The sequence below is a fragment of the Streptomyces sp. NPDC058685 genome (genome assembly GCF_042714725.1).
In the GTDB taxonomy this organism is placed as follows: domain Bacteria; phylum Actinomycetota; class Actinomycetes; order Streptomycetales; family Streptomycetaceae; genus Streptomyces.
The window spans coordinates 1-12,800 of sequence record NZ_JBHXSL010000097.1 but is presented as its reverse complement, the minus strand read 5'-3'; the positions used below and the strand labels follow the sequence as shown (position 1 = coordinate 12,800).

The following is a 12,800-nucleotide window of genomic DNA, read 5'->3' as shown; positions in this document are numbered from 1 at the left end:
TCCGAGAGGAAGCCCGGGCCCGCTGCCGTTCCGGAACCGGAAAGACCTAGGCGCGGGACCAGGCCGCGAGCGCCAGGCCCGACTCGTCCTTCTGCCGGGTGACCCGCAGCGTTCCGTCCGTACCGAACGCCGCCATCACCACCCGCCCCCGGGCGTCGATCGCCAGCGCGGGCGCGCCGACGCACGGCTCGCCCGTCAGCGTCCAGGTGACGCCGCTGCCCTCGTCCTCCGTGGGGTACGCGGCCAGCGCCGGACGGCCGGTGGCCTCGTCACGGTGGGCCAGGATCGTGCAGTCGTGGCCGTCGACCGGGGTGCGCAGCAGGGCGATCGGCCCGGTACCCGTGCCGGTGCCGACGATGGCGGGCTCCGCCATCGACGGGCGCCAGGCGCGCACCGTGTGGTCGTCGCTCGTGTGCCAGAAGTGGGTGAGCCGGTCGCCGCCGGTGCGCTCGGCCGTCAGGGAGTCGGGCTCGGCACCGGACACGATGTCGTCGGCGCGCTCGAACTTGACGCCCTTGGTCTCCTGCTTCCAGCGCATGACGCGCTCGGCCGTCGGCAGGGCGAACTCCATCAGCCCTTCGGGAGTGATGGAGACGGAGACCGCTCCGAGGCCCTCACTGCCCTTGTAGTCGGCCCACTTGTTCCACTTGCCGGACGGCACCTGACTGCGTCCGCAGACACCGCCGCCGACATTGCGCACGAAGACATGCAGCGAGCCGTCGGCGTCGACGACCGCGGACGGCAGTCCGATCCGGGCGGCCAGGTCGGCGTCACTGCCGTACGGGGTGCCGAGCGGCGCCCACTCGCGCACCGCGAGACCCGACTGGTACTGGAGGGCGTAGACCACGTCGGTGCCGGTCCGGCCGTCCGGGAGCGGCCTGCGCCGCAGACCGACCAGATGGACGTAGCCGTCGGCGCCCTGGGCGACGGAGAGGTAGGGCAGCACACCCGTGGCGGGAATCACGTCGGGGCCGGACCACTCCGGTCCGCCGGGTGCCGTCTCGGTCCACCGCAGCACACCGTCCGTGGTGGGGGCGTAGGCCGTGAGCCGGCCGTCCTTGCCCCGCACCAGCCAGCCCGTGGTGGGGGCGAGGGAGGTGTCCACCGTGGGGGTGCGATGCGGTTTGGGGCGTGGTGCTTCCTCCGACCGACGCACAGATTTCCGTCCGGACCTGACCGCCATGGCACACCGCCGACTTTCCCGTGACCGCCCCGCGAAACTTGCGCGACGATAGTACGACAGCGGGACGTGGCCGGATCCGGCACCGGTACCCCTGTGGGGTGGCCGGATACGCCCCCATCGGCCCACTGCGCAGGCCTCGTTCACCCAATCGTTATCCAGGCGCTCGCTGCCGGGGTATCGCCGCCTGACCACGGGCGGGAGAGCCGTCGCACATGGTGCGCCGCCCGGCCGCGGGCCGGTCCACCTCGGGGGTTGCCTACCATTGCGCCTGTGACACCCCCCGCCAATGACCTGACCCAGAAGAAGAGTGTTCAGTGAAAGTCATCAGCATCGTCGGTGCCCGTCCCCAACTGGTGAAGCTCGCGCCCATCGCGGCCGCGTTCGCGGGAACCGAGCACGAGCACGTCATCGTGCACACCGGGCAGCACTACGACGCCGACCTCTCCGACGTCTTCTTCGAGGGCCTCGGCATCCCGGACCCCGACGTCCACCTCGGTGTGGGGTCCGGCAGCCACGGCGTCCAGACGGGTTCGGTGCTCACCGCCCTCGACCCCGTCCTCGAGCGTGAGCAGCCGGACTGGGTCCTCGTCTACGGCGACACCAACTCCACCATCGCCGGTGCGCTCTCCGCCGTGAAGATGCACCTCCCGGTCGCGCACCTGGAAGCCGGTCTGCGCTCCTTCAACCGGCGTATGCCGGAGGAGCACAACCGCGTCCTGACCGACCACTGCGCCGACGTCCTGCTGGCCCCGACCGAGGAGGCCATGCGCCACCTCGCCGACGAGGGCCTGAAGGACCGCGCGGTGCTGGCGGGCGACGTCATGGTCGACATCTGCCTGCGCATCCGCGACGCGGTGCTGGCCGGCGAGCACGCCGCGCCGCAGCTGCCCGAGGGCGTCGACCCCTCGCAGCCCTTCCTGCTGGCGACGCTGCACCGGCCGGACAACACCGACGACCCCGAGCGCCTCGCCGCGATCATCGGCGCGCTGGCCGCGCTGCCGGTCCCGGTCGCGCTGCTCGCGCACCCGCGTCTGGTCGCCCGCGCCACCGAGCACGGCATCAAGCTCGACCAGGGCTCGGTCCACGTCGGCCGTCCGCTCCCCTACGCCGGGCTGGTCGCCGCGGTGCTGGCCTCCTCCGGTGTGGTCACCGACTCGGGCGGCCTGCAGAAGGAAGCGTTCCTGCTGGAGCGCATCACCACCACGATCCGTCCGGAGACGGAGTGGGTGGAAACCGTCGACACCGGTTGGAACGTCTTGGTACCCGACCCGCACGAGCTGTCCGCCGACGAATGGGCCGCCACCGTCACCCGCGCCGTACCCACGGGTGACCCCGGAACTCCGTACGGTGACGGACGAGCCGCGCAGAACGTTGTCCGGATCATGGAAGAGTGGAAGGGGGGAAGCCGGCACGCGTGACGGACCTGGAGGGCCTCGGAGCAGGCCCGAGTCCGTATACGTCACCGTGCTAGCGTCACCGCTTATGTCAGCGTCTCCCAGGTCCGGGCTGCCCTCCGACGGCTCGCGGCCTCATGTCATCTACCTCGCCATCGGCTTCCCGCCGGCTGCGAAGAGCAGTGCCTACCGCATGCGCGAGACGGCGAACCAGTTCTGCAGGGCAGGCTGGGACGTCACCGTCGTCAACATCGCCCAGGAGTCCTGGGAGCGGGACTCCGGCGTCGACCTCACCCTTCTGGAGCAGGTCGACCCGCGCGTGAACATCGTGGAGCTGCCGCTCTCCCGCGAGGACCTGGAAACGGACATCCGCCTCTTCGACGAGGAGCGCGCGCTCAACCCCAACAAGTGGGTCACGCAGCTGCGCAAGCGGCAGCAGAAGCCGTTCCCGGAGCCGAACTTCGGCGAGTGGCGCGGAGCGCTGGAGCAGGCCGTTCTCGACATCCACCGGGAGCACCCGGCGGATCTGCTGGTGGCCAGCTGCGTTCCGTACGTCAACCTCGCCGCGGCCTGGAAGCTGTGGGAAGAGGCGAAGGTCCCGTACGCGGTCGACTTCCGCGACGGCTGGTCGATCGACGTGATCACCGGCATCGAGGCCTTCACCAAGGACTCGGAGATGGGCCGCTGGGAGCAGAAGGTCCTCGACCACGCGGTCAGCCTGTGGGTCGTCAACGACCCGATCGCCGACCACTACCGGGCCCGCTATCCCGAGTTCGCGTCCCGTGTCGAGGTCGTGCGCAACGGCTACGACGCCGACAGCTCGCCCGGCCGCGCCCACCGCGCGGACCCCGAGGCCGGCCTGGTCTTCGGCTACCTCGGCACGGTCAACTTCACGCCCGCGCATCTGGAGACGGTGCTCAACGCCTGGCGCGCGGCGCGCGAACGCGAGCCGCTGCTCGCCAACGCGCGCTTCGAGGTCCGCGGCCACATCGGCAACGGTGCGGGCCGCGAGGCGAACAAGCACTCCGAGATGCTCAAGCAGGCGGAGGTGGACGGCGTCTCCTTCGGCGGCCCGGCCGCCAAGGCCGAGGTCTCCTCCATCTACGCCCGCTGGGACGCGATGGTGCTCATCCTGATCGGCGGTCGCTTCGTGACCTCCGGCAAGGTGTACGAGTACATGGCCACCGGCCTGCCGATCGTCTCCGCCCACGTCGTCGAGCACGACGCCTCCAACGTCCTTCAGGGGCACCCCCTGTGGACCGGTGCCGTCGGCATCGACGAGGAGGGTCTCGCCGAATCGTTCGTCAAGGCCGCGCACATGGCCGTCGAGACGAGCGACGAGGTGCACGCCGAAGCCATGGCGCACGCCGACCAGTTCACCCGCGAGGCTCTGATGTCCGTGGCCGTGAAGAACCTGGTGGGCCGGCTCACCAACGAACACGACGGGAACGACGGCCCCGCAGCGGCCCCGGGGGACAAGACCTCCACCACGGACGTGGACAGCCTCTCATCGAAGTCGATCGTCGCCGGAGGGCCCACCTCGTGACCGATGTGCTTTTCGTCGCCGCATCCCAGCCGCAGTTCGGCGTACTCGCCGACGCGGTGAAGAAGTTCCGCGCCCAGGGCGCGCGAGTTCACCTCGCCTGCCTCTTCGACGCGCGGGCCTGCCTGGAGGACCTGGACAAGCTGGAGCTCGACGGGTTCCAGCAACTCCCCTACGGCATAGGGCATCTGAGCATCGGCACCCGCCGCAAGCTCAAGCGGGTGCCGCACGGCCGCCGGCTGTGGGTCCAGATCCGCAGGAACGCCTGGCTGCGCCGGCACGGGCTGGCCGCCAAGCACCTCGTCGCGCTCGACGCGAACGCTGTCTACACGGTGTGGCGTCTGTCGCAGTACAACGCGGACGCCGGTGCCTCGTTCGGTATCGCCCCGGCCCTGCGCGCCATGGAGGGCGAGGCGTCCACGCCGCAGCCCGTCACCCGGCGCCGGAACGTGATAATCCCTCCGCGCACCCTGATCGCCGCCGACGTACGCCGTCAGGCCAAGGCGCTGCCCCACACCGTGATGCGGACGGCCACGGCGCGCCCCGTGATGCGCAGTGCCGTCGGAGCACGGCTGTGGCGCTCGGCGCTCGGCGCGCCCGGTGTGCCCGCGGGTTTCCGGGCCGCACTGTCCCGGCAGGTCGCCGAGGGCATGCGCTGGGCCGGACGGCCGGGCGGCGCGACACTCGCGCTGACCACCGCCGCCCGCCGCATCGAGAACCGCGAGATCCGGACCGCGCTGCTGGACGAGGCGGTCAGGACCGAGCTCAACAAGGGCATCGCACCGCGCGCCCTCGACAGCACGGTCCAGGAGCTGCTGACGCAGGCCGACGGTCTGTACAAGGCCGGTGACCCGGCCGCGGCGGCCAGCGCGCTGGACCGGGCCCTGGTGCTCGGCTTCCACCGCGTCGTCCACATCGACCAGCTCAGCTCCCCCCTCGCGGCCGACCCCACGGCCTTCTCCGCACCGGTGCACGCCTCCGCGGTGATGAGGAAGATCGGGGAGCCCCGCGGCCGGAAGACCCCGGCGGCCACGCCGCCGTCGGACCGCCCGCTGCGGCTGCTGGTCACCACCAGCGCCAACGACAACTTCCTGAAGCTGGTCCTCTCCCACTACGAGGACCACCCGGGCGTCGAGGTCCGCTACCTGGACCTCGCGGCGACCCCCGCCATGAAGCGGATCTCCTGGGCCGGCCGGCGGATGATAGAGAACCGTCTCGGGGGCGACGCCCTCTACGCGGAGCAGGTCGAGCAGCTCATGCGGCCCCATCTGGACTGGGCCGACACCGTGTTCCTCGACTGGTGCGTGGCACCGGCCGTGATGCTCACGACCATCGACCCGGGCGACACCCGGATCGTGGTGCGGCTGCACAGCTACGAGGCGTTCACCCGGTGGCCGCACCTGGTGGACTTCTCCCGCATCGACGATCTCGTGTACGTGGCGGACCATGTGCAGGACCTGACCACCTCGCTGGTGCCGCAGCTGCGCGGCGAGGCGGCTCCGCGCACGCACATGCTGCACAACGCCATGGACCTGAGCGGCTTCAACCGCGAGAAGCCGGCCGACGCCCGCTTCAACCTGGGTCTGATCGGCATCTCGCAGGTGGCGAAGGACCCGCTGTGGGCGGTCGACGTCCTGGAGCGGGTGCGCAAGCAGGACGAGCGCTACCGGCTGCTGCTGGTCGGCGGCGACATGGACCGCAAGACCAGCCGTGCGACGAAGGACTATCTGGCCGAGTTCGAGAGGGTGCTGGCTCCGCTGGAGGAGTCCGGTGCCGTCGTACGCCTCGGTCCGACCGACGACGTGCCCGGCAAGCTCACCGAGATCGGCACGATCCTCAGCTCCTCGGTGCGTGAGGGCTGCCACGTCGGTCTGATGGAGGGCGCGGCGAGCGCCGCGGTCCCCGTGGTCCGTGACTGGCCGTTCTACGCCGGACGCGAGCACAGCGCCCGCACGCTGTACCCGGAGAACTGGGTCGTCGCCTCTCCGGAGGAGGCCGCCCGGCGCATCCTGGAGGCCACGGCGACGGAGGAGAGCTGGCGCAACGCCGGCAAGCTCGCCTCCGAGCACGCGCTGTCGGTCTGGGACTGGCCGGTGGTCAGCCGCACCTTCGACGAGCTGTTCCTCGGCGAGCGGTCCGGTCACTGACGCAACCGCACATGAGTGAGGGCCCCCGGGACGTCCCGGGGGCCCTCTCTCGTGTCCCGGGCCGGCCGGGACACACAAGGCTCAGACGCGGGCCCCGGGGTGGCGCAGGCACCAGCCCTCCCAGGCCGACGCGACCATCGTGCGGATGTCGTGACGGGCCTCCCAGCCCAGCTCCGCGCGGATCAGGTCCGCGGACGCCACGACGCGTGCCGGGTCGCCCGGACGGCGCTCGACGACGGCCGGCGCCGGCTCCCGCCGGCCGGTGACGTCCTGGATGGTGCCGACCATCTCGGCCACCGAAACACCCTCGCCGCGGCCGATGTTGAGGACGAGCGAGGCCGACGCGTCCTCGGCGAGCCGACGGGCGGCCGCGACATGGGCGGAGGCGATGTCCTCGACATGGATGTAGTCGCGGATGCAGGTGCCGTCCGGCGTCGGGTAGTCGTCACCGAAGACCCGCGGGGCCTCACCGGCCGTGAGCCGCTCGAAGACCATCGGCACCAGGTTGAAGACGCCGTCGTCGCCGAGCTCGGGCGAGGCCGCTCCCGCGACGTTGAAGTAGCGCAGGGAGGCGGTGGCCATGCCGTGCGCCGCGCCCACGGCGCGCACCAGCCACTCCCCCGCCAGCTTGGTCTCCCCGTACGGGCTCATCGGCAGGCAGGGGGTCTGCTCGGTGACCAGGTCGACGTCGGGCATGCCGTACACGGACGCCGAGGAGGAGAAGAGGAACCGGCGCACACCGGCGTCGGCGGCCGCCTCCAGCACGCTGCGCAGCCCCTCCACGTTCTCGTAGTAGTAGTGCAGCGGCTTCTCGACCGACTCGCCGACCTGCTTCTTGCCCGCGAGGTGCACGATCCCGGTGACGGCGTGCTCGCGCAGGACACGGTCGACCAGCTCACGGTCCAGGACCGTGCCGATCTCCAGCGGGACCGTGCCGGGGACCCGGTCCTTGCTGCCGGTGCTGAGGTCGTCGAGGACGACGACGCTCTCGCCGCCGTCGGTCATCGCCTTCACCACGTGCGATCCGATGTAACCGGCGCCGCCGGTGATCAACCACGTCATGCCAAATGCCTCTCGCAGGACGGCCCCGCCCCGCGGAGTCCGCGGGACAGGGCCACTGTTCTGTGCGTGTGCAGGGGGCGTCAGCCGCCGATGACGACCCGGCGTACGCCTTCCCAGCGGGCCGGGTCGGTGGTGCGCCGGCCGTCGACCAGGACCCGGACCTCCGGCAGGTCGGAGGCGGCGAGCTCGCGGTACTCCGCGTGGTCGGCCTGGAGGATCGCGGCGGTGACCGGCTCACCCGCGTGCGGCGTGAGGCCGTGCGCGGTCAGCTCGTCGGCCGTGTACATCGGGTCCGACACGAACGGGACGGCGCCACGGGCCTTGAGCGCCTCGACGGTCGGGAAGACGCCGGAGAAGGCGGTCTCCTTGACGCCACCGCGGTACGCGGCACCGAGCACCAGGACGCCCACGTCCTTCAGGTCGCCGTAGGCGGCGGCCAGCAGGTCGACGGCGTACTCCGGCATGGCGGCGTTGGCCTCGCGCGCCGAGCGCACGACGGTCGCCTCCGGGTCGTTCCACAGGTACATCCGCGGGTAGATCGGGATGCAGTGACCGCCGACGGCGATGCCGGGCTGGTGGATGTGGCTGTACGGCTGCGAGTTGCAGGCCTCGATGACCTTCTTGACGTCGATGTCGTTCTTGTCGGCGAAGCGGGCGAACTGGTTCGCCAGGCCGATGTTGACGTCGCGGTAGGTCGTCTCGGCGAGCTTGGCGAGCTCGGAGGCCTCGGCGGTGCCCAGGTCCCACACGCCGTTCGGCTGCGCCAGGTCGGCGCGCTCGTCGAAGTCGAGGACCTTCTCGTAGAACTCCACGCCGTGCTTCGTGGAGGCCTCGTCGATGCCGCCGACGAGCTTGGGGTAGCGGCGCAGGTCGGCGAAGACACGGCCGGTGAGGACGCGCTCCGGCGAGAAGACCAGGTGGAAGTCCTCGCCTGCGGTCAGGCCGGAGCCCTCCTGGAGCATCGGCGCCCAGCGGGTGCGCGTGGTGCCGACCGGCAGCGTGGTCTCGTAGGAGACGAGGGTGCCGGGCTTCAGCCCCTTGGCGATGGCCTTGGTGGCGGAGTCCATCCAGCCGAAGTCCGGGGTGCCCTCGGCGTCCACGAACAGCGGGACGACGACCACGACGGCCTCGGACTGGGCGACGGCCGCGGCGGTGTCGGTGGTGGCGCTGAGCAGGCCGGCGTTGACGGTCTCCTTGAGCAGCCGGCCGAGGTCGTGCTCACCGGGGAACGGCTCGGTGCCGGCGTTGACCAGCTCGACGACCTTCTCGTTGACGTCGGCGCCGATGACCTTGTGGCCCTTGGCCGCGAACTGCACGGCGAGCGGAAGCCCGATCTTGCCGAGCGCAACTACACAGATATTCATCGGGATACTTTCCTCTTCACACGGACCAGCAGGGGCCGCACACGCGACCACCATTTGTCGGAGGGCGGGAACAGGAGGCCGGTCACGACCACCATCCGGCCCTTGGCGTTCACACGCGCGGCCACTCGGTAGGGGGTGCCGCTGCGCCAGCGCCGGGCCAGCGGCATCGGCTTGTCCTGGGCGCGCACAGGGATCTCGTACGTCCACCCGGCGATGTCCACATGGACGCGCACACCGAGCGTGGCCGTACGGGCCGCCACGGGGATACGGGCCCGCAGCACCGTGCCCGCGCCATCGGCGGACACTTCCTGGGAGAACTCCCCGACAGGGGGCGGGAGTTCCTGCCCGGCGGGCAGCCTGCGTCCGCCCGCCTTGTCGGCGCTCTTGGGCATGGCGCCCTGGACGAGGCGCACCACGGCCGACTCGGTGTCGCCCGTCAGCGCGGTACGCACCGCGACGGACAGGAACAGATCGTCGCCGCTCTGCTCCCACTCGGCCGAGACCAGTTCCGTACCGGCGGCCAGCATGGCCGGCACCGACTCCCCGAGCACCTCGTAGATCCGGTCCGGGATGCCCACGGCGGGGTCCCGGAAGCCGGTGTACGCGGCGAAGGCGCGGTCGCCCTCCAGGTGGAAGGGGATCGGCGCGCCGTTCTCCTCGGCCTCGATCGCGGCGGCGAGCTCGTCGACCATGCCGCGCTGGGCCAGCGTGAGCCGCACCCGCCGCGTCACGGGCAGCGAGTCGGCCAGCCGCTCGGTGAGGTAGTCGTCGGCAAGCTCGGCGATTCCGGCGCACACCTCGCGTCTGGTCTGCTCGTCGAGCGAGGGGAAGTCGCCCTGGACGAGCTTGGCCAGCTCCCACGTGAAGTGACGCTGGAAGACGGTGTCACGCTGCGGTCCGGCCTCGATCAGCCCGGCCGCGTGCTCCAGGATCCGCGCGGTGCACCGCAGCCGCGAGAGATGGTTGGCGCGGTAGGTGATGTTGCTCGAGTCCCCGCGCTTCACCGCGTAGTAGTACGTGTAGTCCGCGAGGACCGAGATCTTCCGGGCCCTGACGCACGCCTCGATGGTGAACGGCTGGTCGCTGCCGACCGGCAGGTCCTCCGGGAACCGCAGCTTGTGCCGCTCCACCAGATCGCGGCGGAACAGCTTGGTGTTCGCCAGGGTGAACGGCAGCGCCGAGTCGTACAGGCTGACGTCCGGGTTGCTCTTCTTGTAGAGCGCCTGGTGGACGTAGCGGCCGTTGGTGCCGACCATCTTGCCGACCACGACGTCGGAGTCGTGCTTGTCGGCGCACTTCACCATCCGCGCGAGAGCCTCTTTGCCGAGGTAGTCGTCGGAGCCGATGAAGTAGACGAAACGCCCGGTGGCCACCTCCAGCGCCCTGTTGCTGGGCGCTGCGGGGCCACCGGAGTTCGCCTGGTGAATCACCTTGACGGTCTTCGGGTACTTCTTCGCGAACCGGTCGAGCTCCGCTCCGCTGTCGTCCGTCGAGCCGTCGTCGACGGCCACGATCTCCAGCCTGTCCAGGCCAATGCTCTGCCCGACAAGAGAGTTAAGGCATTCCGTCAGATACGGCATCGTGTTGTACACGGCCACAACGACGGTGACATCAGGACTGGTCAAGGCTCCTCGCCCTACTGGGCCGCGGTGTACGCGGAGAGATCGACGGTGACCCCGCCGGCGGCGGACTCCAGCACGGCTGCCGCGACCTCGACGGTACGAAGACCCTGCCGCAGTGTGCAAATGTCGTCGGACTTGCCGAGCACCGCGTCCCGGAAGAGCTCGTGCTCCACCAGCAGCGGCTCGCGCTTGGCGATCGCGTAACGGATCATGTCGCCCTCGGCGACACCGCGGAACGCCTGGACCGCTTCCCACTCGGTGGCCTGGGAGGCGTTCGCGTAGAAGGTGAGGTCGGCGGTGAGGGTGTCCGCGACGAAGCAGCCCTTCTCGCCGGTCACCGACGTGAAGCGCTCCTTGAGCGGGCTCAGCCAGTTCACCAGGTGGTTGACCATCGTGCCGTCGGAGAGCTGGCCGACGGCCGACACCATGTCCTCGTGGGGCCGGCCCGACTTGGAGACCGTGCGCGCCGAGATCGAGGTGTAGGTCTGGCCGGTGACCCAGCCGGTGAGGTCGATGTCGTGGGTGGCGAGGTCCTTGACCACGCCGACATCGGCGATGCGGTGCGGGAAGGGGCCCTGGCGGCGGGTGACGACCTGGTAGACGTCGCCCAGCTCACCGGCCTCCAGACGCTGGCGCAGCGAACGCAGCGCGGGGTTGCAGCGCTCGATGTGACCGACGCCGGCCACCAGACCGCGGGACTCGAAGGCCTCGACGAGCCGGCGGGCGCCGTCCACGGTGTCCGCGACGGGCTTCTCGATCAGGGCGCCGATACCGGCCTCGGCCAGCTTCAGGCCGACTTCCTCGTGCAGGGCGGTCGGGCAGGCCACCACGGCGTAGTCGATGCCGAGCGCGATGAGCTCCTCGACGGTCGACAGCACGGGGGCGCCCTGCGCCCAGCCGTTCTTGTCGCCCATCGGGTCGACGACGCCGACGAACTGGACGCCGTCGAGTCCGGCCAGCACACGGGCGTGGTGGCGGCCCATCGAGCCGAGGCCGATGAGGCCGGCCCGCAGTCCCGGAGCGGTGGTCACAGGTTTTCTCCCAGCTCGTTCACGGCGGCGGCGATGCGCTCGAGGTCCTCCGCGGTCAGCGAAGGGTGCACCGGCAGCGAGACGACCTCGGCGGCCGCGCGCTCGGTCTCGGGCAGGTCCCAGTTGCGGCCGGCCTTCTGGTCCGGCTCCCAGTACGGCTTCAGCCGGTGGATCGGGGTCGGGTAGTAGACGGCGTTGCCGACACCCGCCTCGGTCAGCTTGGCCATCGCGGCGTCGCGGTCACCGCTGACGCGGATCGTGTACTGGTGGTAGATGTGACGCGCACCCTCGGCGACGGTCGGCGTGGTCACGGCCGGCGCGGTGATGTTCTCGGTGAGGTACGCGGCGTTGGCGATGCGCTGCTCGGTCCAGCCGTTCAGCTTCGCCAGCTGCACGCGGCCGACGGCGGCGGCGACATCGGTCATGCGCATGTTGGCGCCGACGATCTCGTTGGCGTACCGCTGCTCCATGCCCTGGTTGCGCAGCAGGCGCAGGGTGCGGGCGATCTCGGCGTCGGCCGTGGAGATCATGCCGCCCTCGAGGGAGTGCATGTTCTTGGTCGGGTAGAAGCTGAACGTTCCACCGGAGCCGAACGCGCCGACGGGAGTGCCGTTCAGCGCGGCCGCGTGTGCCTGACAGGCGTCCTCGACGACGGCCAGCTTGTGCTTGGCGGCGATGGGCATGATCTTGTCCATCGCGGCCGGGTGGCCGTACAGGTGCACCGGCATGATCGCGGCCGTGCGCGGAGTGATGGCGGCCTCGACCGCGGCCGGGTCCAGGCAGTAGCTGTCGGCCTCGATGTCGGCGAAGACGACGTCGGCGCCGACGAGGCGGACCGCGTTCGCCGAGGCGGCGAAGGAGAACGAGGGAACGATCACCTCGTCGCCCGGACCGATGCCCAAAGCCAGCAGAAGGAGGTGCAACGCGGAGGTACCGGAGTTGACGGCGACGCAATGGCGACCGTCGACCAGGTCGCCGAAGCTCTCCTCGAATGCGGCCACTTCGGGGCCCTGCACCACGCGACCGCTGCGCAGTACGCGTACCGCGGCCTCGATTTCTTCCTCACCGATGACCGGGCGGGCAGCGGGAATGGGCTGCTGGTTGCTGCTCGTCATGGACGTCCTCCTTGAACACCGCAAGAGCTCTTTGTGGCAGAGGTCTGGGGCGGTGCGGACGTCTTGCGAGGCCGCGCACACCCCTCCGGCGCAAAGCCAACGCCCTACCGAGGAACTGGGACCGGTCGTGTCCCGAACCGGGTCGGTCACCTACCGTAGTGTCCGGAACGGGAGTCTCACCCGGCAGCGACCGCCGTCACATTATCAGGGATTTCCTAGTCAATTTCGGGGCTGTTAACGGAGCACTGCATCAATTCGGAGACAAAAACCGTGTCCCACCCCTGAGCCTGTGGGATGGGACACGGCTCGTTCACTGAGGGCTCATCAACTGTTCAGCTC

General features: G+C 70.4%; 9 protein-coding genes. 3 read left to right on the top strand and 6 right to left on the bottom strand.

What is annotated here, in order from left to right:
- Nucleotides 1-46: 46 nt before the first annotated feature.
- Nucleotides 47-1,105, bottom strand: coding sequence for a hypothetical protein (locus tag ACFWU3_RS35890; protein WP_384445736.1), 1,059 nt, complete (start codon nt 1,103-1,105; stop codon nt 47-49).
- Nucleotides 1,106-1,497: 392 nt separating this feature from the next.
- Between ACFWU3_RS35890 and wecB the strand changes: the two genes are divergently transcribed.
- The 3 genes from wecB (at nt 1,498) to ACFWU3_RS35875 (ending at nt 6,267) form a co-directional block, all read left to right on the top strand.
- A complete protein-coding gene (wecB, locus tag ACFWU3_RS35885; RefSeq protein ID WP_384445735.1) occupies nt 1,498-2,601 on the top strand; it encodes a non-hydrolyzing UDP-N-acetylglucosamine 2-epimerase in 1,104 nt (367 codons plus the stop codon).
- Nucleotides 2,602-2,770: 169 nt separating this feature from the next.
- Nucleotides 2,771-4,123 (top strand): glycosyltransferase, encoded by a 1,353-nt coding sequence (locus ACFWU3_RS35880; protein ID WP_384445739.1) that lies wholly within the window; start codon nt 2,771-2,773, stop codon nt 4,121-4,123.
- Nucleotides 4,120-6,267: a glycosyltransferase family 1 protein gene (locus tag ACFWU3_RS35875; protein ID WP_384445733.1), complete on the top strand. Its 2,148-nt coding sequence runs from the start codon at nt 4,120-4,122 to the stop codon at nt 6,265-6,267. Before ACFWU3_RS35880 ends, ACFWU3_RS35875 begins: the two co-directional genes overlap by 4 nt.
- Nucleotides 6,268-6,348: 81 nt before the next feature.
- Here the strand turns inward: ACFWU3_RS35875 and galE are convergent, their stop codons facing one another.
- The 5 genes from galE to ACFWU3_RS35850 all read right to left on the bottom strand — a co-directional run bounded on the left by galE (nt 6,349) and on the right by ACFWU3_RS35850 (nt 12,461).
- A complete protein-coding gene (gene galE / locus ACFWU3_RS35870; RefSeq protein WP_384445731.1) occupies nt 6,349-7,329 on the bottom strand; it encodes a UDP-glucose 4-epimerase GalE in 981 nt (326 codons plus the stop codon).
- A gap of 80 nt (nt 7,330-7,409) precedes the next feature.
- Nucleotides 7,410-8,693, bottom strand: a complete 1,284-nt coding sequence (locus ACFWU3_RS35865) for a nucleotide sugar dehydrogenase (RefSeq protein WP_384445729.1) — start codon at nt 8,691-8,693, stop codon at nt 7,410-7,412.
- The gene (locus ACFWU3_RS35860; RefSeq protein WP_328860544.1) at nt 8,690-10,318 is read right to left on the bottom strand and encodes a glycosyltransferase; all 1,629 of its coding nucleotides are present in this window, start codon (nt 10,316-10,318) and stop codon (nt 8,690-8,692) included. The genes ACFWU3_RS35865 and ACFWU3_RS35860 overlap by 4 nt, the downstream gene beginning before the upstream one ends.
- Before the next feature lie 11 nt (nt 10,319-10,329).
- Entirely contained in the window at nt 10,330-11,346 is a 1,017-nt protein-coding gene (locus ACFWU3_RS35855) for a Gfo/Idh/MocA family oxidoreductase (RefSeq protein WP_327684243.1), read from the bottom strand.
- Nucleotides 11,343-12,461: a DegT/DnrJ/EryC1/StrS family aminotransferase gene (locus ACFWU3_RS35850; protein WP_384445727.1), complete on the bottom strand. Its 1,119-nt coding sequence runs from the start codon at nt 12,459-12,461 to the stop codon at nt 11,343-11,345. The genes ACFWU3_RS35855 and ACFWU3_RS35850 overlap by 4 nt, the downstream gene beginning before the upstream one ends.
- Between the last annotated feature and the right edge of the window lie 339 nt (nt 12,462-12,800).